The sequence below is a fragment of the Acinetobacter sp. ANC 4779 genome (assembly GCF_004331055.1).
Taxonomy (GTDB): Bacteria; Pseudomonadota; Gammaproteobacteria; order Pseudomonadales; family Moraxellaceae; genus Acinetobacter.
Window position 1 is genome coordinate 118401 of the sequence record NZ_SJNU01000008.1, and the last position, 24395, is coordinate 142795.

Below are 24395 nucleotides of genomic sequence, written 5' to 3' on the forward strand. Positions count from 1 at the left end.
TTCAATAACATAAATCCATTCCATTGATTTATTTATACATTTTAGATCTAAGTGAAGTAATCTTTTGTTTCTGGCATAAAAAAACCAGCAACACAAGTTGCTGGTTTTCCGGTAATAATTTAAAGCTTTAGCTTAATTGCCTTGCACCAGACGACGTGCACTGATAATCCCCGGTTGTTGCTCTAAACGTGCCAACAAACGTGATAACTGTGCCAAGCCTTTCACTTCAATCAGCAGCTTCATGTTAGCAATACCATCTGATTCAGAAATGGTATTCACCTGACGAATATTGATTTGATCGGAAAAAATCACTTGGGTTAAGTCTTTTAACAGACCACGCCGGTCGTAGGCTTCCACCACGATCTGTACGCTTTGACCCCGGGTTGGCTGCATTTCCCAATCGGCTTCAACTGCACGCTCAGGTTCTTGAGAAATCATCCGAATATAATCCGAACACACCACCTTGTGAATACTCACCCCGCGATTCAACGTGATATATCCACCAATTGATTCTCCATGTACCGGCTGGCAGCATTGCGCAATATGCAGTTCCACATTGTCCAAACCGTCAATTAAAATGCCATGCGCAGACAAGGTATGACTGGCACGCGGATTTAATGTCGGCTTGAGCACCAGCTCTGGCTCATCCTGACCGATGTGCATATGGCGGTTGACCTGATTGATCAAGGCATGCAGGCTAATATCGCCATTGACCAAACCAATCAAAATATCTTCACCCAGCTTGACATTAAAGTGATTGCAATAATCACTTAGATCAATACTTTTTGGGTGAATCGCTAGACGTACAAGTTCCTTATTCAGAATTTCACGGCCAACTTCCAGGTTTTTACTGCGGTCCTGCTGTCTAAACCAATGGCGCAATTTATCTCGCGCACGAGAGGTCTTGATATAACCCAGCGAGTTCACTAACCAGTCACGATTCGGCTCACGATCTTTCTTGGTTAAGATTTCAACCTGTTCACCAGTTTTCAAGGTATAGGTTAAAGGTACATAGCGCTGGTTTACTCGTGCTGCATAACACTTGTTCCCGACCTCGGTGTGCACATGATAGGCAAAATCCAATACGGTTGAACCGCGCGGTAACTCTTTAATGTCCCCATCACGGCTAAATACATAAATCTTTTCAAAACCTTCGAAATCTTGAACCTGTTCAAAACTCTCGGAATCATCTTCTGATTTATGTGCGCTGGCATCATTACGTTCTTGATAATGCTCCAGTACTGCACGCAAGGAATGTAAACGATGGTTGAAAGAGTGATCGGTATTTTTTGCGCCTTCTTTATAATTGAAGTGCGAACAAACCCCAAGCTCTGCCTCGTTATGCATATCTTTGGTACGGATTTGCACTTCAAGCGACTTGTTCTCTGCAATGACTGCAGTGTGTAACGAACGATAGCCATTGGCTTTAGGGTTGGTAATGTAATCATCAAACTGGTGCGGAATATGACGCCAGATTTGATGCACAATCCCCAGTGAGTGATAACACTCGGGTACGTTTTTTACCAATACCCGAACTGCTCGAATATCATAAAGCTGATCGAAACTGAGGCTTTTACTTTTCATTTTTCGATAAATCGAATAAATGTGTTTCACCCGGCCGGTAATATCCGCTTCGATATCATAGCTTGCCAGTTCATTTTTCAGTTTATCAATGACAAACTGAATATATTGTTCGCGCTCTAAACGTTTTTCATTCAGTAAGGTCGCAATTTCCTTATAGCGTTCCGGGGCCAAATAACGAAAGGCTAAATCTTCAAGTTCCCATTTAAGTTGCGCAATCCCCAAACGGTGCGCCAAGGGTGAGTAGATGGTCAGAATTTCTCGCGCAACACGTTCTTGACGCTCGCGTGATGCTTGGGTCAGTTCCCGCAAGGCATAAGTACGCTCTGCAAGTTTGATCAAGACCACCCGAACATCTTCGGTCACAGAAATCAGCATTTTATAAATGCCGCTTAAATGCTCTCTTTGATTATTATTAAAATGGTCTTCCAGGCGTTTGTTCTTTTCAATCAGTTCAGAAAGCTTACCCATTGCCAAGGTCCCTTGGACCAGACTATGCACTTGCTCGCCAAAATGTTCCCGAACCTCTTCAAGCGTCATGACGCCTTCACGCACACTTCGGTACAGCATTGCTGCGGACAAAGTGTCTTCATCCACATGTAAATGCGCCAAAATATCCGCCATCTCAATACCGGTATAAAAGGTATTGGAGCGATGATTAACCGTAGTTTGTAACTCTTTATTTAAAGTTAGCTGGGCAACTTCTTCGAGTTGTTTAAGCTCTGCGTCATCTAATATGCTACGTACCCGATCTAGCCATTCCGCCAGATCCTGTCGAGCTTGTTCGGCATGCTCTACAGTCGCTTCCTCGGACAACTCATTGAGACGTCCAGGAAGTTGTTCACGTACTGTGACCATACCCTTCTCCTACTTCTTTACTTATCATATTATAAATCGTTTATTTCTTTATCTTTTTCGAATAAGGCAATAGATTCGACATGTCCCGTGTGGGTAAACATATCCATCACCCCCGCCTTTTTTAATCGATAGCCATGTTTCACCAACACACCGGCATCACGTGCCAATGTTGCAGGATTGCATGATACATAAACGATTCTTTTTGCACCAAATTTGGGCACATAATACATTATTTCCTCGGCACCGGAGCGTGGAGGATCTATCAATAATGCATCAAATCCCTGTTTTGCCCAAGAATGATGCGAAAAATCTTTTGTTAAATCTTGTGAATAAAAATGTACGTGACTCATCGCATTATTTTTAGCATTTTCTGTACCACGTTGAACCATTTCTTCACTTCCTTCCACAGCCACGACTTGCCCTGTTTCACCGACACAGCGAGCCAGCGGTAAAGAAAAGTTTCCTAAACCACAGAACAGGTCGAGTACTCGTTCACCCTGCTGCAACTGAAGCAAATCACATGCCAGCTTCAGCATTTGTGGGTTAATCGTTGAGTTCACCTGAGTAAAATCCAGCGGATTAAAGCCAAATTTCACCTCAAATTCATCCAGCGCATAATGCAAACGCATATCAGCGCTAGGGTCATCGACACGATGTAAACTTTCGCTGCCTGTAGGTTGCAAATACAATTGCCACTGCTTGTTTAACGTAAACTGTTTTAATTGGTTGACATCATCGGCTGATAATTTTTCAGTATGGCGAACCACCAAGGCAATATCTTCATCACCCATGGCCAATTCTATATGACCAATAGCGGCTTTGGCCTTTAGACTTTCGAGTAACTCCCTTAAGGCGCTAATAGAACCAAACTCACGATCCAGCACCAGACAGCGATCAATCGAAATCAGTTTATTACTTTGACGTTCCCGAAAACCCACCACCAGTTTGTCTTTACTTGGAATATAGCGTACTCCAATCCGGGCTTTACGACGGTAGTCTTCACGTTGCGAACGTAATGGTTCCAACCACTGTTCAGGTTGAATGCCGGCAAAATGTTCTAAATGCGATTTTAAAACCTCTTGTTTTAAGCGAATTTGTTCATCTTGCTGAATGTGCTGCATATTACAACCGCCACACACGGTAAAGTGTGGACATTTCGGCTCAACACGGGTTGCAGCAGGCGCGCTTAACAGCTCAATGCTGTCCGCTTCTTCCAAACGTTTCGCCACATGAGTGATTTGTGCTTTTACGGTCTCACCAGGCAAGGCATAACTGATAAATACTTTTTTGCCTTGCTTGTCATCTGGGTGATCTGGATGTGTTCCATAGTGCGCTATCCCCCGTCCTTCGTGTGAAAGTGACTCAACCTGAAAAGTATAAATCGGCTGTTGAGCTGGACGTGGCTTGGGTCTATGTTTCATGAATACCTAGAGTGTGGGAGATAAAAAGTCTGCAGCGGTAAATTCAGTACGTTGTGAGGTTTCACGCCATACTGTTAAAAAATCTGCATGTTGCGGTTGAGTTGATAAAAATTGAATAGTGCCCTGAACTGCCTCACGATAATCATTGAGTAAAAGCTGACCTTTTAACAATGACCAGCGCAGGTAAATCAGCCAGGTATTCAGCACATCACCTTCGCAATAACGGGTGAGTTTTTGCCATTCCTGCTGACGCACATATTCAGGCACATGATAGGCACCATCACCACGCTTGCCCGGATAACCGAGTAAATGGGCAACATCATCCAACTTCTGAAATTGGCGACCATTGAACATTGCAATCACATCCATTAAGTCGACATGACGATGGTGATAACGATTTTGGTAGTTATTATAACGCTTTTGCTGATTAATTTCGCCCTGATCGAATAAAGCTGGTGCAGACAAGCCATGATACATGGCCCGGAACAGAATCACCGGCAAATCAAATTGCGAGCCATTCCAGCTGACCAAAGTCGGATGACGCTTGTCAAAAATCGAGAGAAATTTCTTTAAAATTTCAGCTTCAGTATTCTGTTCCCGGCTAAACGAGAACATTTTCATGCCGCCTTGCTCATCCAGCCATAAACCGGAAATACAGACAATTTCATGCAAGGCCATGCGCTGAAAGTCCATACCGGACTCTTGACGACGCAATTTAATCAACGCCTGTTCCAGATCTGCTTCAGGCAAATCCAGACCATACAAATGCGCTCCCGATTTTAAATCGGTCAGGGTTTCTATATCGAAAACTAAAACAGGTAAGCGCATCTTAACTCACAAAATTGCAGATTTATTCAGGATCCTGTACAGAGAACAACCCTGTAGAAAGATAACGGTCACCACGGTCACAGATGATACAGACAATCACGGCATCCGGGTTTTCTTGCGCCAGCTGTATTGAAGCCCAAACTGCACCACCGGAAGACGTTCCGGCACTGATGCCTTCTTTTCGCGCCAACTGACGGGCCATTTTTTCCGCCTCAATTTGCGGAATATCCATAATGCGATCAACGCGCTTAGGGTCAAAAATAGTCGGCAAATATTGTTCAGGCCAACGGCGAATACCGGCAATATTTGAACCTTCAGCAGGTTGTAAACCAACAATTTGAATATCAGGATTCTGTTCTTTCAGGTATCTGGAAATTCCCATAATGGTACCCGTCGTTCCCATAGAACTGACGAAATGGGTAATTTTACCGCCTGTTTGTTGCCAGATTTCAGGACCGGTGGTCAGGTAATGTGCTTCAACATTATCCGGGTTACCGAATTGGTTAAGGACTAGACCTTTACCGTCTTTTTCCATTTGCAGCGCCATATCACGCGCTTCTTCCATGCTTGAACATTCAATCAGTTCAGCCCCGTAAGCACGCATCGCATCTTTACGTTCCTGACTGGAAGCTGCAGGCATAATGAGTTTTATTTTGTAGCCACGCATCGCAGCAACCATGGCCAAGGCAATCCCTGTATTTCCGCTTGTCGCTTCAATTAACGTATCGCCTGGTTTGATCTGACCACGTTTTTCAGCCTGCATAATCATGTTATACGCTGGACGGTCTTTTACCGAACCTGCAGGATTATTTCCTTCAAGTTTAGCCAATACTGTTGCTTGAGTATGACTTGCTAGACGTTGCAAACGCACCAGAGGCGTTTTACCTACGTAGTGGTCTAACAAAAATTCGTCTGCTTGAAAATCAGGGGTGGAGTTACTCATTATTTGCACCTATATCGAGGTATCTCTATTGTATGAAAAAATGCTCCTCGCTGCACCCATTTAGCAGGCTTTTTATTGAAAGTGTTTAAAGCGCAGTCAGTTTTAAATAAAGCGTGCTAATATTCCGTGCATAGAAAATAAACTGCTTTAATCATGTCAAATATCAATAAAAAGTTATTTAAACGTCTACACTTAAATCATGCTTATGGGCAACTCATTGCCCTGATTTTTGTGCCGATTATGATTTTGGCATGTGTCGGGGCCTTGCTGGTTTTATCTGAAACTTCCAATGCATCACGTGCACAGCAACGCCAAATGGCGATTGCGATTGTGACCCGCTATCAACTGACGTCTGAAGCAGCAATCGACTTATTGAGCAGTTATCCCTGGCAGTATGACCAAGCACGCAATGCCATGCAGGTCATGCTGAATGAGAAATATTTAATTCGCGCAGCGATCATTGATGATAAAGGCAGAAACCGTTTAAGTATCGGCTTTCAGGATCAAGAACCTTGGCCAAAAATTGACTCTCAAGCCTCTTTTGTCGGCCCTATTCTGTATCAAAATAATAATATTTATGCACTAAAAATTAATGACCATACTGGAACGCCTGCACGCCTGGTCATTGAACTGGATAACCAACCGCTGGAAATTGCGCGTTATCGGGTCATGGTGGTGCTGATTGCAACCGGCTTACTGACTTTATTGCTGCTTTTATTGTGCCTGAATTTCTATTCGCGTCGCTGGATTGCACCGATGTACGAAATTCGCATGCAATTGCAACGCCTCACTGTCGATACGCTTGATCAGCACATGGTGATTAACAGTACCGGCGAATTGCGTTTACTGCAGCGCGACATTGCCAATGTAGTCAAACGCCTGCACTTTAGTTTTTTAGAACTCAAAGAACATACCGAACAAACTGAAGATGATTTACGTCGCACCTTAGATACCTTAGAAGTTCAAAACATTACCTATCGCCAAGCGCGTGACCAGGCGATTTCAGCCAACCAGTCCAAATCGGTATTTTTGGCCAATATCAGCCATGAACTGCGTACTCCACTGAATAGTATTGATGGCTTTATTCATTTATTGCTGCGTCAGGGCAACTTGAGCAATGAGCAAAACCTGTATCTGCAAACCATTCGTAAATCATCTGCCCATCTTCTGGCTTTAATTAATGATGTACTGGATTTCTCGAAAATTGATGCCGGCAAACTGGAACTGGAAACCGCACCGTTTGACCTAGAAGAAGCCATTTTCGATGTGATGGACATGCTCTCCCCGCTCGCGGCTCAAAAGCATATTGATATGGCGTTTTATTATGCCGACAATATTCCAACGCAAGTAATTGGCGATGCGCTACGCTTCAAGCAAATTCTGACCAACCTGATTTCAAACGCGATTAAATTCACCCCGGATGGTGAAATTATTGTCCGTGCCCGTATGGAACACGATGATATTGGGCAATGCATCTTGCACTTTAGCGTGCAAGACAGCGGTATCGGTTTAAGCGGTACAGACCGTAAAAAATTGTTTGAATCCTTCTCACAAGGTGATGCTTCGGTGACGCGTCAATTTGGCGGTACAGGTCTGGGGCTGGCGATTTCCAAACAGCTGGTGCATTTAATGCAAGGTCAAATTGGCTTTGAAGACAACCAGGAACGTGCACCGACTGAAAAAGGTTCTACGTTCTGGTTTAGCGCCATGTTTAAGGTGAACGACGAGATTGAGATTGTTCATCCGCACTTCAATAACATGCAGATAGTCTCTTATTTAGCCCATCCTGCGACTGCCAATATTTTGCGTCATTATCTGGAAAATTATGATGTACATCATGTGGAAACCAGCTCGATTCTGGATTTATTCAGTCAGCTGAATCAGTTCTCGGAAAGTGATGAAAACACCTGGCTCATTGTGGATCATAGTGGCGATGGCGAAGCCTTGCTGAAAGAAATCCGTAACCGTTATCACGGCAATATCGCAGTGTACGGCTATCAGATGTCGCTCGATCCAAACATGCTGAATGAATATCGTGCCCGTCCGCTGTATCAACCGTTGAGTCGCAGTGCTTTAATTCAACTGTTAAGTAATCAGCCTATTTTTGATCACGATGTACATGAAGAATTTAATGGCCAGGGGTTGCATGTGCTCGCTGTCGATGATCACTTACCCAATTTAATTGTTTTGGAAGCCCTTTTGGGTGAACTCAATGTCAAGACCACCAAGGCTTTAAGCGGTCAAGAAGCATTAGAAATCATTCAACATCGTATACAACAAGATCTGCCCGCATTTGATGTGGTGTTTATGGATATCCAGATGCCGGTGATGTCAGGAGTAGATACCACGCGTGCTATTCGTTCCCTAGAATCCACTTTAGAGAACCATAAACGCTTGCCAATTATTGCCTTGACAGCGCATGCACTCGCCGATGAAAAACAAAAATTGTTACAGGTTGGCATGGATGATTATGTGACCAAACCAATTCAAATGGATCAGATTATTCAAATTTTGACCCAGTTGACCTCAGAAAACTTTAAAAAAGCCAAAACGATGGATAAAGCCATCCTGATTGAGGCACTTGATCCGAATATTTTAGATTGGCAACAAAGCTTGCAACTGGCAGCCAATAAAGAAGATCTGGCAATTGATCTACTTCAAATGCTGGTCGACAGTTTCCCTACAGAACTGAGTGAAATGCAGCTGTTGATTGAAATGGAAGATTTCCCACAACTGGAACATGTGCTGCATCGTTTACATGGTGCAACCCGCTATGTCGGTGCACCGACCTTGCAAGAAGCAACCGGTGGATTTGAGCAGTTTGTTTCCTCCTTACGTAAAGAACGCCGTAAGGCCGATGAAACATTTATTCAAGAAACCCTAAAACGTTTTGACGAATTGCAGTCTGTAGTTCAGCAAGTTGAACAGGCATCACAGCAAATTTTAAACAAACAAAATACTTAAATGTTCTTATGTGACTTTTGATCGTAGCGTCCATCTTTAGATGTGACTCTGCTGTCATGGATCGTGGCATGTATCAGAGAAATGCCCGTGTTATGCTCAAAACAATGAAAAAAAATTACAGGTCTATACCCATGGCATTACTTCGCATCGAAAAAAATAATGGCATCGCAACCGTTTCTTTAAACCGTCCAGAAAAACGCAATGCCATGAGCTTTGCTTTATTACGCGAACTGGTCAATGCAGCCAATCAAATTAAAAAAGACCGCTCGATTCGTTGTGTGATTTTAACCGGTGAAGCCCATGTTTTTAGCGCGGGGATTGACCTTGCCGATTTAAATTCACCGAAGAATACCGCTTATGCCGCTTGGGAGCTGATTAAACCGGGACAAAGCTTATTCCAAAAAGCTTTTCTGATTTGGCAGGAACTGCCTGTTCCTGTGATTGCTGCGATTGAAGGTTATTGCCTAGGTGCCGGGATGCAATTGGCACTGGCTGCAGATATTCGCATTGCACATCCTGAGACCAAAATGTCGATTATGGAAAGCCGCTGGGGACTGGTGCCTGACATGGGGCTGAGCCGATCCATTAAAGGCATTATCAATGTCGATCTTGCCAAAGAGTTGACCTTGACTGGACGTATTTTCGATGCAAATTATGCCAAAGAAATTGGTTTGGTGACGCATCTGGATGAATCGCCAATCCACAAAGCCCAAACCCTTGCAGAAGAAATGCTGCAGCGCTCTCCTGATGCACTCACTGCAGCCAAACGCGTACTCGATGCGATGGAACATGCACCAACAAAATCTTTACGTCTAGAGAAAATCTGGCAACTGAAATTACTGTTGGGTAAAAACAGTAAACTGGCGCGTAAAAAAGACAAGAACCCGGAAGTTCAGTTTTTACCACGCCAATATAAGTAAAATATCCAGATAACAGGATCGTGCAGAGACAAACACATGAGCTTTGATCGTAATACAAAAATTGCATTTTTAGGCATGGGACTGATGGGCAGCCGTATGGCCGCCCGACTGATTCAAGCCGGTTTTGAAGTCGCAGTCTGGAATAGAACCGCCTCGGCCTGTGATGTGCTGATTGATATGGGTGCGAGTGCCCTAGACTTGCAAGACATTGGGCAATATCCTGTTATTTTGACCTGTTTAGCCGATGATGCTGCAGTGCAAGCAGTCTATGATCAGATTCAGAACCATTTACAAGCCGGACAAGTGCTGGTGGATTTCTCCAGTTTATCTATGGATAAAACCAAGACTTTGGCAGAGCAGGCCCAAACTCGCCAAGTGCAGTGGATTGATTCCCCTGTCTCGGGTGGAACTGCGGGCGCTGAACAGGGAACTTTGGTGATTTTTGCCGGGGGGGATCTGCAAACCATCCAGAATTTATCGCTGATTTATAATGTGCTTTCCCAACGCGTCACCCGTATGGGTGAAACCGGAACTGGGCAAGCCACCAAAATTTGTAATCAACTGATTGTTGCAGCGAATAGTACTTTAATTGCTGAAGCGGTGGCTTTAGCGGCGAAAGCCGGTGTAGATACCACGTTACTTGCCCCTGCGCTGGCCGGTGGTTTTGCCGACTCGAAACCTTTTCAGATTTTAACCCCGCGTATGGCGACGCATACTTTTGAACCGGTGCAATGGAAAGTGCAAACCTTGTCCAAAGACTTAAATAATGCTGTGCAGCTTGCTGAACAATTCAATTTAAATATTCCTGTTGCAAAACAAGCATTATCACAATTGAAAACCCATCAAAATAAAGGCTATGCTGAAGCGGATCTTGCTACTGTGATTCAACAGGTTGAATCTTAGGCATCCCATTTTCTAAAGTGCAAGGAATAAAGGCATGATTAAGCTGGCTGTAAATTTATCGATGATTTTTACTGAAGTGCCTTTGATTGAGCGCTTTGCTCTGGCTCACGCCCAAGGTTTTCAGCATGTGGAAATTCAGTTTCCCTATGAACTCAGCATTGAACAAATTCAAACCCAGCTGACCATTCATGACTTAACTCTTTGCCTGATCAATGTGCCTGCAGGTGATTTAATACAAGGTGGCAATGGTCTTGCCGGTGTACCGGGAATGGAACTTGAATTTCATCGCGGTTTAGAACAAGCCATTCAATATGCCACAGCACTGAATGTGCCGAGTGTGAACATTTTGGCAGGTAAACAACCCCTCGATGCAGATCTACTGCCTTGCTTAAATACTTTGGCAAAAAATTTGAAACTTGCCTGCTCTATGCTGGGCGAACATCGGATTCAGCCGGTATTAGAAATGGTTAACGGCACAGATATGCCGCGCTTTCTGGTTCAGAACATTGCTCAAGCACAAGAAATGCTTGAAGCGGTGCAACACCCTGCGCTAAAAATGCAATTTGACTGCTATCACATGGCGATGATGGGAGAAAATATTTTTGAAGCCTTAAAAGAAAATATTCACGATATTGGTCATATTCAATTTGCCGACTGCCCGGGACGTCATGAACCCGATACCGCTCAAATTAATTTTACAGAAATATTTCAATGGCTTAATCAAAGTACTTATACAGGCTACACAGCGGCAGAATATCGCCCTCAGGTGCACTCAAACCATTCTTTTGCATGGAAAGATAAATATTTTGTAAAACATCCGCAAAGTTAAATTATGAACAGAATTGAAATTCGGCATTAAAACCGCTATATTACACGATGAGTTATTGTCCGGAAATAAAACCCTTTATGAATTTAGAACCATCGCCCAGCGCTTCTAATTCTCTCGATTACACAATGAATTCTCAAGCTAAAGATGTACAAGCTTGCTTAAAAGTTGTACATGAAGCCCTATTAGATGTAAAAGCAAAAGATATTCTTGAACTTAATGTTGGCGCTATTAGCAATGTAGCAGACTATATGGTCATTGCTAGCGGCACATCATCCCGTCACATTAAAGCCCTCGCAGACAACGTTGCTGAAGAAGCACGTAAAGCGGGTTTCCGCCCAATCGGCGTTGAAGGTGAACGTGATGCGGAATGGATCTTAATCGATCTCGGTTTTGTGGTTGTCCACGTGATGCTTCCAACCGCGCGTAAATTTTACGACCTTGAAAGCTTATGGCGTGCTACTCCAGAATCTGCTTAAAGTAAGAAAAAGCGACCATAAGGTCGCTTTTTTCATTTTAGACCTTCTGTTTTTGCTTCAGCGCCTATATAAAACTCAAGCTTTACCTTTTAAGTTCAATCACTACGTCCAACAACATTTATAATAATTGATGTAGATCCACATCAGGATATTTCGCCTTAATGTTGGTTTTCACACGTGCATAGACCTGATCTGCTTTCACTGGTCCGTAAAACTCGCAATAACATTCATAAATCACCGTAATGACTTGAGCATAACGGTTCAGTGGTAAAAAACCCACAAAGGCAGTCCCATTGATTTTTGCAGAAGTCACTATGGCTAAGCCCATCGCCTGCATTTGTTTTTTAACTTCATCATTAAAGTCATTAAGCTCAGCCTCTACAACTGTCAGCAGCACCCCATTAATCAAGTCAGAGAAAGCATCCGAAAGATGAGTTGAAATCAATTCTCCCGATTTTGTTTGAGGCTTTATCGCTAATAAAACGTGTTTTTCAACAACCGACATTTCACCTAAAACTTGCTTCAGCATCTCCTTGCGATAAAAGCGCAATTCCTCGGTATTACAAATTTCACTCAAGAAGCGATTGAGTACAAAAGAAGGCTTATCCCCATATTCTTGTTCCCAATAATGTAATACACGTTCCAGTACTGCACCTTGCATATAAGGACTTAAGCCACGTTCAATCGCTTGTTTCTTTTGCTTCACACTGAGTAACTCATTCGGCATGGCTAAACTCCTTAGTGACGTTTGGTAATATCATCTGTGTCAAAAGTCACATCACGCTGAAACTCCGGATAAGACAGTTCTGCATGTTCGGTATAATCCAGACCACGTTGCTCATGCTGTGTACTCACACGTAAGCCACCTAACAGTTTGTCCAGCAGGTTAAATACAATGAAGGCTATTCCAAAACCCCATACGAATGCAGCACCTACCCCTAAAAGCTGAATCGAAATAATGTGTGAATTAAACAGATCGGTTTCAAAAAATAGTCCTGCAGCAACCGTTCCCCATGCGCCACAAAAACCATGCACAGTAACCGCATCGACCACATCATCAAGTTTTAATTTTTCCATTAAGGTCGGCAAGGTACTCACCAGCAAACCTGCAATTGCACCGGTCACGACTGCAAAGATCGGAGACATGGTTGCACAACCTGCAGTAATTCCGACCAGACCACCCAATGAAGCATTAATAGTCGTCTTCATGAGGATCGCCTTACCCCGAATGAAGGCATACAACATATAAGCCACCGCACCCGTACAGGCTGCCAAATGGGTATTCAAGGCAATGCGACCTATACTGACACTGGCATTTACGGTTGATGCCGCATTAAAACCAAACCATGCCAGCCACAGGATAAAACCACCTAAAGCAACCAAAGGTAAATTATGCCCTGCCAAATGGTGACTTTGCCCATGACGTCCGAAACGTCCCAAGCGAGGCCCCAATACAATAATGCCTGCCAATGCCACCCAACCACCGATTGAATGCACCACGGTTGAACCGGCAAAGTCGATAAAGCCCAAAGCTTTCAACCAGCCCGAACCCTCAAAGATACTGCCCCATGCCCAGCTGCCGAAAACTGGATAAATCAAGCCACTCACCACTGCTGCACTAACCACATATGCTACAAAGTGAATACGTTCAGCCATGGCCCCACTGGCAATGGTCGTCGCTGTGGCAGCAAACATCATTTGGAAAAACAATAAATTCCAATGCCAGTCATCCATGACATTGGGAGCAAAATGACTGGTGCCGATCCACCCCGAAGCATTGACTCCAAACATCAAACCAAAACCGATTAACCAGAATACTAATCCCCCCAGACAAGCATCCATATAATTTTTCATAAGTACATTGACAGTATTTTTACTGCGCACAGAGCCACTTTCCACCATTGCAAAACCGGCCTGCATAAAGAACACCAAGATTCCGCCCATCACTACCCAGACACTGTCGAGCGACAAACGTATTTCTTGAAGATGAGCCGTGTTTGTCGCAGATTCACTGGCAAATACAGGCAATGAAAATACCGATAATAGCCACACTAGATACTTTATTGTTTTCATGAATAGTCCCCCAAAACCTATTGATGAAATAGCAAAAGAAATGCCAAACTTAAGGGATATATTTTTTATTTTAAAATATTCAGAAACATGTATGTCCTAAAGCTGTTTGGGTTTCTTCGTAATAAGCCAATTAGCCATTCATATATAAATCAGCAATAAAGATAGAGATTTAACTGCCATCTTATGATGCATTTCAATCACCTTTTTCTGTAATACTGCACCAAATAAGAGGAAAACCTCACCGATTTCCAGGAAGGCATCTCACCCGTTCTCATTTACTTTATATCTTTAAAAATTATCTATTTTAAAAATAAAAAACCACCTTCGGGTGGTTTTTTATTTTAATCCTCTTGCGCAACAGGGTTGCTCACCTACTTTTTAAAGGAGGGCTTAGAGGAGATGTATAGATGAAGCTTAGTGACCGCCACCGTTAATCGCCTTGGTCATATCTTCTACCACTTTCTTGGCATCGCCGAAGATCATCATGGTTTTCTCGTTATAGAACAAGTCATTGTCCAGACCTGCATAACCGGTGGCCATAGAACGCTTGATCACCATAATGGTACGTGCTTTATGCGCTTCCAGAATTGGCATACCATAAATGGGTGAAGTCGGATCATCTTTTGCCGCAGGATTCACTACGTCATTTGCACCAATCACCAGAACCACATCAGTTGCAGGGAAATCGGTATTGATTTCGTCCATTTCCAAGATGTCTTCATAGGCAACATCAGCTTCAGCAAGCAATACGTTCATGTGACCCGGCATACGACCTGCCACTGGGTGAATCGCAAAACGGACTTTTACACCTTGTTCTTTTAAGATGTGCGCCAACTCTTTAACTGCATTTTGTGCCCGACCTTGCGCCATACCATAACCCGGTACAATCACCACGCTGTCGGCATTTGACATCAAGAAGCCTGCATCATCCGCTGAACCTGAACGGTGGTTACGTTGAACTTTTTCACCATTGTCTGCTGCTGCAACTGCTGTACCGCCCATTGCACCACCAAACAAAACGTTGATGATCGAACGGTTCATTGCTTTACACATAATGTAAGACAGAATCGCACCTGATGAACCCACCAGTGAACCTGCAACGATCAGCATGTTGTTTTCTAAAGTGAAGCCAATACCTGCAGCTGCCCAACCCGAAAACGAGTTCAACAGTGATACCACAACCGGCATATCACCGCCACCGACCGGTGCAATCCATACCCAACCGAACGCAAGCGCCAGAGCTGTCATTGCCCAGAAAGCTTGCATATTGCCTGTTGAGAAGAATACGAAGCCAGATGCTAACATGGCAAGAAAAATGATCGCTTGTACAGGTTTAACCCATGCACCTGAAATCGTTTTTGCCCATTTCTTCGCAGCCAACTTGCCATAGGCAAATACAGAGGCTGTAAAGGTAATCGCACCGACAAAACAGCCGACAAACAATTCAAATAAATGAACTTTGCTCATGTGTACATGCTGAACACCAGCCGCCTCTAAAGCAGTCTGATTTTGAGCCAACAAGGCTGTCATTTGGTTATTATGCAGAATGGCAGCAATCGCAATTAAAACTGCAGCTAAGCCGACCAATGAGTGCATCAGCGCAACAGTTTCAGGCATCTGCGTCATCGGAACAGTACGTGCACGTGCAATACCGACCACACCACCCAGGATCATCGCACCGACAATCATCCAGACCACAGGATGCTCGGCCACAAAGAATGTCGTGATCACAGCAATCGCCATCGCGATCATGCCGTAACGGTTACCTTGAATAGCGGTCTTAGGACCAGACAAACCACGAAGCGTTAAGATAAAAAGAACGGCACCTACCAAGTAGAACCAATCCGCATAGTCTCGAATAAATTCCATTTATGAACCCTCTTTTTTCTTTTGCTTCGGCTTAAACATCTCAAGCATGCGTGCAGTCACTGCAAAGCCACCGAAAATATTGATACTTGCCAAGAACACAGCGATCGCACCCAAAATACTCACAATGTTAATGCTTTGGAAAGCCACATTGGCATCTACCCCAATCACCGGCAAGCCCACAGTTTGAATCATTGCACCGACCACAATAATGGAAGACAGTGCATTGGTAACAGCCATAAGCGGTGTGTGTAAAGCGGGTGTTACGCCCCAAACCACGTAGTAACCTACGAAGATGGCAAGGACGAAAATTGTAATCGTTTCAACCATGATCTATCTCCTTAACCACGCTTTAACAGCACTTGGCCGCCATGAGCGACGAGTAGCGCTTTTTGAATTTCTTCTTCTGGATTAATAACAAAGTTCTTGTCTTGATCAAAAAGAGTTTCCAGGAAATTAAAGACATTACGTGCATAAAGTGCCGAGGCTTCAGTGGCTACTGTTGCCGGGATATTTGGAATGCCCAAAATAGTCACGCCATTATCGGTCATGACATTTTCACCGCACTTAGAACCTTCAACGTTACCGCCTGATTCAACCGCCATATCAAGGATGATGGAACCCGGTTTCATTTTGGCCACGGTTTCAGATTTGATTAAACGTGGTGCATCACGGCCAGGTAACAGTGCCGTAGTAATCACAATATCTGCATTGGAAACGGCTTTGTCGACAATCGCTGCTTGGTCTTTGATGTATTGCTCACCCGGCATCCAGCCATAACCGTTTTTAGCAGCATCGGCAGCTTTCTGCTTTTCTTCGTCCGACATTGGCACGTCTAGCCATTTACCGCCTAAAGACTCAACCTGATCACGAGCAGTTGGACGTAAATCGGTTGCCTCAACTACAGCACCCAAACGTTTCGCAGTCGCAATTGCTTGTAGACCGGCCACACCGACACCCATGATGACTACACGGGCAGGTTTAATTGTACCGGCAGCAGTCATGAGCATTGGGAACATGCGCTGATATTCTGCCGCAGCCAATAGCACCGATTTATAACCGGCCAAGTTGGCTTGCGAAGACAGCACGTCCATGTTCTGTGCGCGAGACAGCGTACGGGGTAAAAGCTCTAAAGCAAATGCAGACACTTGCGCGGATGCAAATTGGTCAAGTTCAGTATTGCGGTACGGATCAAACATCGCAATAACGGCGCTATTTGGAGCAAGCTTCTGAATTTCGTCAGCTTTAGGCGCACGAACTTTCAAAATAATCTGACTGCCGGTATAGGCATCATCGGTAATTTTGGCACCGACTTGTTCATATGCACTGTCAATATAAGCGGCTTTCACACCTGCTCTACGTTCAATGACCACTGTATGACCAGCACTGATCAACTTCTTTACTGTTTCTGGCGTTGCTGCCACGCGATTTTCACCGACAACAGTTTCGGTTGGGATTCCGATCTGCATGAGCCTTCCTCAAGCTAATTTTTCTTAAGTAAACATTGCGTTTAGCAATGTTTCCCCCTGGATGCATTTTTGTTTAATTTCTGGATTCTAATTGAACTTTACTAAATTACCACCCAATATTTATTTAATAAATACCCACATACTGAACTGATGATTCATAAAAATAATCATACGATATTGCATTTATTGGTTTCGATTTAAATAAACTTGTTTTTATCTGCTTAAATATCATTGCGACACTTTTTAGTTTTTTGCATTAAATTGCTGATGGTGATTTTTCAAGCAAATTTCAAAAAATTTTGAATTGATCATTCTGACAAGTCGAGCTTTTAGCATAAATAAAAACACGAACTTAAAGATGCCCTCATTTAGGGCTAGAACAGCCTATTTAGGCGCTACTTTTAAACAGATTGGCTCAAGTGACATTCTAAAGAAAATAATTTGGCTGAAAATTAACGGCTTTTTAAAGATAATTTCTAAAAATGAGCAGGCCATTAAATCTCGGCTACTCTCATACGTTTACAAGTTGAATTGTGATTTTTGTCAATCTGGCTTTATTCCACCTCAGTCTGATGAAGCCAAAAAAATAATTGAATTTTTTTTCTGACCATTTCGCTTGATGATGTTTTATCCATATTTTTACCTAACCGGGTGTCTTTTGCACCACATGAGTGCAAAATTTCAACATTTCTTTGAGTATCCTTATTTTTATTGATCAAAAATATTAATTTTTAGCGTTATTTTTTTATTTCAACTACAAATCCAGCGCATTTATTCGATATTGGTCAATTAATTTTCCATCCACCTCATCGAGACTTGGTTTTATCACTGGTTTGCTGAAATAAAATAAAGTCATAAAAATAATTCATTCCCAAATGGAATCGTTAGCATCATATTTTTGTATTTCACCTCGACCGCTAAAAACTTTACAATTCACATGTCTGCACTCCACCTTCATCGTTAAAAATAAGTCTCAAGCAGGTAAAATGAAACTAAGTCTAACAACAACACAATTAGGTTCATTATTCGCCATTTGTGCCGCTTTTTTGTTTAGTACGAAAGCTATTTTTATTAAACAAACCTATGCGCTATCCCCACTGGTGGATGGCACGGTTCTGATGGCTTTAAGAATGGTCAGTGCATTGCCCTTTTTTTTGCTGCTTTGCTGGTTTAACCGTCATCACAATAAAGATATTAGGGCTAAAGACTGGTACATACTGATTATTGCAGGCCTGATTGGTTACTATTTTTCAAGCTGGCTGGATTTTGTCGGTTTGATGTATATCAGTGCATCTCTGGAACGGATTATTTTATTTTTATATCCTACCCTGACCGTTCTGGCTTCCAGCATCATCTATAAACAACGTTTAAGCTTTAAAAGTCTGTTTGCGATTGCTTTAAGTTATGGCGGCACGGTTATTGTGATGTTGCAGGAACAAAGCAATGTAGCGCATGAAGGTGATTTCTGGTTGGGTGCAAGTCTGGTGTTTGCCAGTGCGATTAGTTTTGCCACGTATTTATTACTTACTCCTCGCCTGATTGAAAAATTTGGTTCCTGGAATTTTACCGGTTTAACCCTGTCTATTGCGTGCATAGGTACATTAACCCATTATTTCATTGCCACTCCTGCCCCTCTGCATTTATTAACACAGCTTCCGGTCAGTGTGATCTGGTATGGAGTTGCCTTAGGTTTTATGGTTACCGTTTTACCCACGATCCTGATGGCACAAAGTATTGCCCGACTTGGCGCTTCTCAATCTGCCATGATTGCCTCGATTGGCCCGATCCTGACTATTATCTTGGCTACAGTTTTTCTGGGTGAACATTTAAATGCCATCCAATGGATCGGGTGTATCTTGAATATTATCGGGGTGATGATGATTACCCTGTCCAAGAATAAATTCTCGCATTAATATTTTTATTGCTCTGATTCCCGCTGTTTTAAAACTTTTAAAAGGGCAGCTAAATCCGGGCAATAAATAAATCCAAAAACTGCTTTTTACCGATCGTCATGCCTGCACCCTGACGCTCTTGTTATAATCCCCCCTGCACAAATTGAAATGCAGCAACCGCTGATTGCCGCTAAGACATCAAGCAAGGACTTTTATGAACACTTCTCCCGACATTAGCCAAGATAAATCTTTACTGTGGCTAATGGCTATTGCTTGTGGTTTATGTGCGGGGGCAAACTATTATAGCCAGCCTTTGATTTCATCGATCCAGCAGTATTATCAGGTTCCTGAGTCTCAAGTGGCACTGACCGTCACCTTTGCCCAGATCTCTTATGCATTGGGCTTACTGTTTATTGTGCCTTTGGGCGACATGCTGAATAAAAGCAAACTCATTCCTTATCTTATGCTGGGTGCAGCCGTAGGCTTATTTATTTGTGCCAGGGCGGTGAATCTGCCGATGCTCTGGATTGGAACCATCATTGCGGGACTTTTTTCTGTGGCTGCGCAGATCCTGATTCCATTGGCCACTATGGCAGTCAAACCGGAAAAAACCGGAGAAGTAGTCGGCTTTCTGATGAGTGGTTTACTGGTCGGTATTCTGCTCTCAACCAGTATGGCCGGATTACTTTCCGACCTGTTTCACTGGAAAATGATTTATGTGGTCAGCGGTATTGCTATGCTGGGCTTAAGTTTCTATCTGAAAAGTAAATTACCAAGTCTGCCACGTCTGAAAATAAGCTATGCAGCAATTTTTAAATCCATGGCAATATTATTAAAACAGGAACCACGTCTGGTGTTGCGCTCGCTTACCGGGGCCTGTGCTTTTGCCGCCATGAGTATGCTGTTCTCGACCATTGCCCTACTGCTGACCCAAAAACCCTTTCAGCTTTCTGATGTCATGGTCGGTCTGGTCACACTGGTCGGGGTATTTGGCGCGCTTTCGACTCAGGTGATTGGCAAGTGGGCAGATCGTGGCCATATCAAGACACTAAGCTGGATCGGCTGTTCTATACTGATCGGTAGCTGGCTGTTTCTCTATTTTGGTGCGTTATCTTTGCTCAGTTATATTCTGGGCTATGGACTGATTAATCTCGGCTTGGCAATCACGCATAGCTGTAATCAGAACGTGATTTTCCGTTTACGTCCCGATGCCAAATCCCGGGTCAATTCACTTTATATGACCGTGTATTTTATTGGCGGGGCCTGTGGTTCTGCACTCGGTGTTTATACATGGCACCATGGTGGATGGAGCATGACCTGTCTCGCAGGATTGGGTCTGGTGATCTGTTCCGCCTTGTTTGCTTTACTGGATATACGTTATCACGCGAAAGTCCAGACTCTCTGAATAAAAAAAGTCTCTTCTTGAAAAGAATTTTTTATTCATGGTGAATTAAACTTTTCATTGTTTTAAATCGGTCATTAAGAAACTTGCACCATAGGATAAAACGGTTTGCCTAAATCTAGCGTTTGGGCATTTTCCAGCAAGACTAATATAAACACCGGTAAAAATGCCGCTAAAATATTACAGGCATCTTGAAGTTGTTTACGATTCACAGAACTATTATAAGTGACACCGCCATGGATCATTTGATTGCGCAAGGTGTAAAGACGATTAAAAATCACGAATAATATATCCACCGACGCTTTTTCTTGTAAAGCTCTATGCACCTTCTTCTTTTCCTGCTCAAAATCTTCTTTCCAGGTGACCTGACTGATTTTTTGATTTTGAAAATCCCAGAATCCTTGGTACACATAAGGATTTTCTAATAGCAGCCGAATGGGTTGGCTAAACTTATTCCAAAGAATATTATAAATTTTAGATTCCTGATCTTTTTGGCAGATTAAATATAAGAACTTTCGTAATGATTGTTTGTCCTGCGTGATGGCAACATCTTGCGCATAAATGGCATTGAACGCGATCCAAAGACTCATATATTTAAGATCAAGATCACTATCGAGTTCGACTGATTTTTTTAACCAACTTAGCCCACGATGAATCCTTAGATTAAAGTAATCTGAATGTTCTGCTTTTTTACTTTTAAAGATTTCTTCCAAAAGCATCATGTATTGTTCTCATACTTTATTATTCTCGTAATTAAACATACTCAATTTTGTAAAATTTACAAGATGATAAATTGGATAATTTATTGTTTTATATTGAATAATCCATATACGAAAATATAGCGTATGTCCTATCCTTTATCCTGTGTTGTTGCTTTGATCAGAAAGCACGTATAATCCGCGCTTCGGTTTTTCATCATTTCAGGTTTACGCCATGACTGCTCTGCAATCTTTACAGCCTCGCATTTCCGTCGCGCCGATGATGGATTGGACAACTCGTGACTATCGTTTTTTTGCCCGTCTGTTTAATCCGAATATCATTATGTATACTGAAATGGTGACGACGGGTGCCATCATTCATGGTGATGCTAAACGTCATTTGGACTTTAATCATGAAGAACAGCCAATTGTGTTGCAGCTTGGTGGTTCTAATCCAAAAGACTTGGCGACCTGTAGCAAGATGGCGCAAGACTGGGGCTATGATGAAGTCAACCTGAATGTTGGCTGCCCAAGTGACCGCGTGCAAAACAATAAAATTGGCGCCTGCTTAATGGCAGAGCCTGACTTGGTTGCGGAATGCATTGCTGAGATGCGTAATGCAGTAAATATTCCGGTTACGGTGAAGCATCGTATTGGCATTGACGACATGCACTCTTATGAAGAAATGCTGCATTTTGTCGACACGGTGGCTAAAACCGGTTGTGACAACTTTATTGTGCATGCCCGTATTGCCTTGCTTCAGGGTTTATCACCTAAAGAAAACCGCGATGTTCCCCCTTTGCGCTATGAAGATGTCTACCGTTTAAAACAAGATCGTCCCAACCTGCTGATTGAAATCAACGGTGGAATCAAAACTTTAGCTGAAACCCAAGCACATTTAAAATATGTTGATGGCGTGATGATTGGTCGTGAGGCTTATCACAATCCTTATCTATTGGCTGAACTTGGGCAACTGTGGAATTTAGAAGCTCCGGATCGTTTTGACATTATGGCGCAAATGATGCCGTATATTGCCAAACGCATGGAACAAGGTGCTCCACTTTCGATTATTACCCGTCATATTTTAGGCTTATTCCAAAACCTACCGGGTGCGCGTAAATGGCGTCAGGCCTTAAGTGGCGGCAATGCCAAGACCCTAAAAGATGTTGAAACGGCGTTAATCAATATTCAGGAAGCGATGCAGCGTACTGAAGATTATTTGAAAGAAAACCAGAGTGATCTGGCTTCAAATTAATTTCATCTCCCATCACGATCTGCAATGCAAGTCCACTTAAAATGGACTGGCATTTTTTTGAATTTGACTTGTCCGCTCTCTTTATATTCTGCTGACTAATAAAGAAATCTGACACAGCTTGCTATGCCAAGCAGTGAAAAAAACTGCGGGCTTAATTTATGTTTCCACCATTCTTCAGGCTGAGATAGGATCGGATATAAAATCAGTGCTGATTATAAACAGCATGCCCACGATCTTTAACTGCAGCAATTTTTTTACCTGCCACTTTGGCCTGATCTAATTGTCCTGCTTGAACCAATGTTCTGGTTTTATCAATTTCTGCGAGCAGTTGCCCATATAAAGCATCTGAGCTCGGTGCGTTTGCATCATGGTTTTTTAATTTTAATTGTTTTGCATCTAAGGCTGCAGCTTGCATATGATCCAGCGCTTTTAGCGCATCGCTCTGATTCTCTGCCTTGTTGAATATTTTAAAGTTTTTTGCAAGTGTATCCATATTCTGTTCAAGCTTGCCGGCAAAACTTAAGCTGCTGAATGACAAAGCGAATGCAAGCATTACTCGGGTTAAGATTTTTTTAATCATTAGATGTCCTTTGAAAGTTCCATTTAAAAACTGTGATTATTCTTTTCGCTATTTAATGGGTGTTGAAATCTGAATTTTAAGCCTTAAACATAGTTTAATGTGCATAAAAAATGCAACGGATTCGTTGCATTTTAATCTATCAACTCAGCTTTTTTAAACCGGTGCTATTTCATGGTGTAGCGCGTCATGGATGGCTTCCACCAGCTGCTGCGCAATTTCCTGTTTTGAAGCTTTTTCCAGATCACGCTTCTGCATGTGATACTGCTCGGCAAAAAACACGATCATGGCATTTTCATCAGAGGCAAAACCAATATCAGGCCGTGATACATCATTACAGGCAATCATGTCGAGTTTTTTCGCCACCAGTTTACCGGCTGCATATTCTTCAACATTACGCGTTTCAGCTGCAAACCCGACCATAAATGGACGCTTTTGTTGCTGGGCAATGGTCGCCACAATATCCGGGTTTTTAATTAACGAGATATTTAGCTCATCACCGGTTTTTTTAATTTTATGCTCGGCAACTTCTGCAACGCGGTAGTCCGCAACCGCTGCTGTGGCAATAAAAATATCGCAACCTTCATCCAGCATTTGCATGCTGATCTCAAGCATTTTAACCGCAGATGTGACATTAATACGATGTACACCATTTGGCGTATCCAGACTTACCGGACCAGCAATCAGAGTGACTTTGGCACCGGCTGCATAACAGGCAGCAGCCAAGGCAAAGCCCATTTTTCCGGTACTGTGGTTGGAAATATAACGTACCGGATCCATCGCTTCACGGGTCGGACCTGCAGTAATCACCACATGTTTACCAGCCAACATGCCAAATTTTTCTGCAATGGCACGTTGTGCTCTATGGAAATACTGAGTCACTTGTCGTGCCAGATCTTCCGGCTCCGGCATACGGCCCAAGCCAACGTCACCACAAGCTTGTGAACCGGCATCCGGCATAATCACATGCACACCATCTTCAACCAGCGTATTTAAATTACGCTGCGTGGCTTTTGCCGCCCACATTTGTTGATTCATCGCGGGTGCCACCCAAACCTGAGACTTGGTTGCCAAATATAAAGTACTGAGTAAATCATCCGCTAGACCGGCAGCAAATTTCGCTAAAGTATCGCAACTTGCCGGTGCAACCAATAATAAATCGGCCCAGCGTGCCAGTTCAATATGTCCCATTCCAGCTTCCGCTTCAGGGTTGAGTAATTCAGTATGGACTGGATTCCCAGACAAAGCCTGAAAAGTTAGCGGAGTGATAAATGCTTGCGCACCGTGGGTCATGACTACCCGGACATTAAAGCCGGCATCTTTTAATCGACGAACCAAAATGGCACTTTTATAGGCCGCAATGCCGCCAGTTACCGCTAAAACAATATTTTTATTGGGAATTACACTTAGGTCGAAGCTCACAAACAGGCTACCTTTGCT

20 protein-coding genes are annotated in these 24395 nt (G+C 43.1%); 8 read left to right on the forward strand and 12 right to left on the reverse strand.

Annotated features, from left to right (window positions below; all coding sequences use genetic code 11):
• Positions 1–132: 132 nt before the first annotated feature.
• The 4 genes from E0H80_RS10800 to cysM are packed head-to-tail and all read right to left on the reverse strand — an operon-like array spanning position 133 to position 5631.
• Complete coding sequence (locus E0H80_RS10800) at positions 133–2439, reverse strand: RelA/SpoT family protein (RefSeq protein ID WP_067870492.1); 2307 nt, start codon at positions 2437–2439, stop codon at positions 133–135.
• A gap of 29 nt (positions 2440–2468) precedes the next feature.
• Complete coding sequence (gene rlmD / locus E0H80_RS10805; protein ID WP_131365690.1) at positions 2469–3860, reverse strand: 23S rRNA (uracil(1939)-C(5))-methyltransferase RlmD; 1392 nt, start codon at positions 3858–3860, stop codon at positions 2469–2471.
• 6 nt (positions 3861–3866) lie between these two features.
• Positions 3867–4688 (reverse strand): 3'-5' exonuclease, encoded by an 822-nt coding sequence (locus tag E0H80_RS10810; protein ID WP_067870488.1) that lies wholly within the window; start codon positions 4686–4688, stop codon positions 3867–3869.
• 22 nt (positions 4689–4710) lie between these two features.
• Entirely contained in the window at positions 4711–5631 is a 921-nt protein-coding gene (gene cysM / locus E0H80_RS10815; RefSeq protein WP_131365692.1) for a cysteine synthase CysM, read from the reverse strand.
• A 153-nt stretch (positions 5632–5784) separates the two neighbouring features.
• On the opposite strand from cysM, the gene E0H80_RS10820 reads away from it, so the two are divergent.
• The 5 genes from E0H80_RS10820 (at position 5785) to rsfS (ending at position 11723) form a co-directional block, all read left to right on the forward strand.
• Positions 5785–8595 carry an ATP-binding protein gene (locus tag E0H80_RS10820; protein ID WP_131365694.1) on the forward strand — a complete coding sequence of 937 codons (2811 nt, stop codon included), beginning with the start codon at positions 5785–5787 and terminating at the stop codon, positions 8593–8595.
• 131 nt (positions 8596–8726) lie between these two features.
• A complete protein-coding gene (locus E0H80_RS10825; protein ID WP_131365696.1) occupies positions 8727–9515 on the forward strand; it encodes a crotonase/enoyl-CoA hydratase family protein in 789 nt (262 codons plus the stop codon).
• A gap of 36 nt (positions 9516–9551) precedes the next feature.
• Complete coding sequence (locus E0H80_RS10830) at positions 9552–10418, forward strand: NAD(P)-dependent oxidoreductase (protein WP_131365698.1); 867 nt, start codon at positions 9552–9554, stop codon at positions 10416–10418.
• 34 nt (positions 10419–10452) lie between these two features.
• Positions 10453–11247 (forward strand): hydroxypyruvate isomerase family protein, encoded by a 795-nt coding sequence (locus tag E0H80_RS10835; RefSeq protein ID WP_131365700.1) that lies wholly within the window; start codon positions 10453–10455, stop codon positions 11245–11247.
• Positions 11248–11324: 77 nt separating this feature from the next.
• Positions 11325–11723: a ribosome silencing factor gene (gene rsfS / locus E0H80_RS10840; RefSeq protein WP_067870439.1), complete on the forward strand. Its 399-nt coding sequence runs from the start codon at positions 11325–11327 to the stop codon at positions 11721–11723.
• Positions 11724–11841: 118 nt separating this feature from the next.
• Here the strand turns inward: rsfS and E0H80_RS10845 are convergent, their stop codons facing one another.
• From E0H80_RS10845 to E0H80_RS10865, 5 genes are all read right to left on the reverse strand, one after another.
• The gene (locus E0H80_RS10845) at positions 11842–12450 is read right to left on the reverse strand and encodes a hypothetical protein (RefSeq protein ID WP_131365702.1); all 609 of its coding nucleotides are present in this window, start codon (positions 12448–12450) and stop codon (positions 11842–11844) included.
• A gap of 11 nt (positions 12451–12461) precedes the next feature.
• Complete coding sequence (locus E0H80_RS10850) at positions 12462–13796, reverse strand: ammonium transporter (RefSeq protein ID WP_131365704.1); 1335 nt, start codon at positions 13794–13796, stop codon at positions 12462–12464.
• Between the two features lie 414 nt (positions 13797–14210).
• Complete coding sequence (locus E0H80_RS10855) at positions 14211–15665, reverse strand: NAD(P)(+) transhydrogenase (Re/Si-specific) subunit beta (RefSeq protein ID WP_131365706.1); 1455 nt, start codon at positions 15663–15665, stop codon at positions 14211–14213.
• Positions 15666–15992, reverse strand: a complete 327-nt coding sequence (locus E0H80_RS10860; protein ID WP_067870431.1) for a proton-translocating transhydrogenase family protein — start codon at positions 15990–15992, stop codon at positions 15666–15668.
• An 11-nt stretch (positions 15993–16003) separates the two neighbouring features.
• Positions 16004–17131, reverse strand: coding sequence for a Re/Si-specific NAD(P)(+) transhydrogenase subunit alpha (locus E0H80_RS10865; protein WP_131365708.1), 1128 nt, complete (start codon positions 17129–17131; stop codon positions 16004–16006).
• Positions 17132–18117: 986 nt separating this feature from the next.
• On the opposite strand from E0H80_RS10865, the gene E0H80_RS10875 reads away from it, so the two are divergent.
• Both E0H80_RS10875 and E0H80_RS10880 read left to right on the forward strand, forming a co-directional pair.
• Positions 18118–19044 carry a DMT family transporter gene (locus E0H80_RS10875; protein WP_131365710.1) on the forward strand — a complete coding sequence of 309 codons (927 nt, stop codon included), beginning with the start codon at positions 18118–18120 and terminating at the stop codon, positions 19042–19044.
• A 193-nt stretch (positions 19045–19237) separates the two neighbouring features.
• On the forward strand, positions 19238–20428 hold the full coding sequence (locus tag E0H80_RS10880; RefSeq protein ID WP_131365712.1) for an MFS transporter: 1191 nt from the start codon (positions 19238–19240) through the stop codon (positions 20426–20428).
• 74 nt (positions 20429–20502) lie between these two features.
• On the opposite strand, the gene E0H80_RS10885 is transcribed toward E0H80_RS10880, so the two are convergent.
• Positions 20503–21147: a HEPN domain-containing protein gene (locus tag E0H80_RS10885; protein ID WP_131365714.1), complete on the reverse strand. Its 645-nt coding sequence runs from the start codon at positions 21145–21147 to the stop codon at positions 20503–20505.
• A gap of 211 nt (positions 21148–21358) precedes the next feature.
• On the opposite strand from E0H80_RS10885, the gene dusA reads away from it, so the two are divergent.
• The gene (gene dusA / locus E0H80_RS10890) at positions 21359–22378 is read left to right on the forward strand and encodes a tRNA dihydrouridine(20/20a) synthase DusA (protein WP_131365716.1); all 1020 of its coding nucleotides are present in this window, start codon (positions 21359–21361) and stop codon (positions 22376–22378) included.
• A gap of 202 nt (positions 22379–22580) precedes the next feature.
• Here dusA and E0H80_RS10895 read toward each other — a convergent pair whose 3' ends face one another.
• Together E0H80_RS10895 and coaBC are read right to left on the reverse strand one after the other, a co-directional pair.
• Complete coding sequence (locus E0H80_RS10895; protein ID WP_131365718.1) at positions 22581–22958, reverse strand: cytochrome b562; 378 nt, start codon at positions 22956–22958, stop codon at positions 22581–22583.
• Positions 22959–23111: 153 nt separating this feature from the next.
• Positions 23112–24377 carry a bifunctional phosphopantothenoylcysteine decarboxylase/phosphopantothenate--cysteine ligase CoaBC gene (coaBC, locus tag E0H80_RS10900; RefSeq protein ID WP_131365720.1) on the reverse strand — a complete coding sequence of 422 codons (1266 nt, stop codon included), beginning with the start codon at positions 24375–24377 and terminating at the stop codon, positions 23112–23114.
• Positions 24378–24395 lie beyond the last annotated feature (18 nt).

Bases quoted from the DNA above. Each gene is read 5' to 3' on its own strand.
- E0H80_RS10800 (WP_067870492.1), bottom strand. From the start codon at position 2,439: ATGGTCACAGTACGTGAACAACTTCCTGGACGTCTCAATGAGTTGTCC.
- rlmD (WP_131365690.1), bottom strand. From the start codon at position 3,860: ATGAAACATAGACCCAAGCCACGTCCAGCTCAACAGCCGATTTATACT.
- E0H80_RS10810 (WP_067870488.1), bottom strand. From the start codon at position 4,688: ATGCGCTTACCTGTTTTAGTTTTCGATATAGAAACCCTGACCGATTTA.
- cysM (WP_131365692.1), bottom strand. From the start codon at position 5,631: ATGAGTAACTCCACCCCTGATTTTCAAGCAGACGAATTTTTGTTAGAC.
- E0H80_RS10820 (WP_131365694.1), top strand. From the start codon at position 5,785: ATGTCAAATATCAATAAAAAGTTATTTAAACGTCTACACTTAAATCAT.
- E0H80_RS10825 (WP_131365696.1), top strand. From the start codon at position 8,727: ATGGCATTACTTCGCATCGAAAAAAATAATGGCATCGCAACCGTTTCT.
- E0H80_RS10830 (WP_131365698.1), top strand. From the start codon at position 9,552: ATGAGCTTTGATCGTAATACAAAAATTGCATTTTTAGGCATGGGACTG.
- E0H80_RS10835 (WP_131365700.1), top strand. From the start codon at position 10,453: ATGATTAAGCTGGCTGTAAATTTATCGATGATTTTTACTGAAGTGCCT.
- rsfS (WP_067870439.1), top strand. From the start codon at position 11,325: ATGAATTTAGAACCATCGCCCAGCGCTTCTAATTCTCTCGATTACACA.
- E0H80_RS10845 (WP_131365702.1), bottom strand. From the start codon at position 12,450: ATGCCGAATGAGTTACTCAGTGTGAAGCAAAAGAAACAAGCGATTGAA.
- E0H80_RS10850 (WP_131365704.1), bottom strand. From the start codon at position 13,796: ATGAAAACAATAAAGTATCTAGTGTGGCTATTATCGGTATTTTCATTG.
- E0H80_RS10855 (WP_131365706.1), bottom strand. From the start codon at position 15,665: ATGGAATTTATTCGAGACTATGCGGATTGGTTCTACTTGGTAGGTGCC.
- E0H80_RS10860 (WP_067870431.1), bottom strand. From the start codon at position 15,992: ATGGTTGAAACGATTACAATTTTCGTCCTTGCCATCTTCGTAGGTTAC.
- E0H80_RS10865 (WP_131365708.1), bottom strand. From the start codon at position 17,131: ATGCAGATCGGAATCCCAACCGAAACTGTTGTCGGTGAAAATCGCGTG.
- E0H80_RS10875 (WP_131365710.1), top strand. From the start codon at position 18,118: ATGAAACTAAGTCTAACAACAACACAATTAGGTTCATTATTCGCCATT.
- E0H80_RS10880 (WP_131365712.1), top strand. From the start codon at position 19,238: ATGAACACTTCTCCCGACATTAGCCAAGATAAATCTTTACTGTGGCTA.
- E0H80_RS10885 (WP_131365714.1), bottom strand. From the start codon at position 21,147: ATGATGCTTTTGGAAGAAATCTTTAAAAGTAAAAAAGCAGAACATTCA.
- dusA (WP_131365716.1), top strand. From the start codon at position 21,359: ATGACTGCTCTGCAATCTTTACAGCCTCGCATTTCCGTCGCGCCGATG.
- E0H80_RS10895 (WP_131365718.1), bottom strand. From the start codon at position 22,958: ATGATTAAAAAAATCTTAACCCGAGTAATGCTTGCATTCGCTTTGTCA.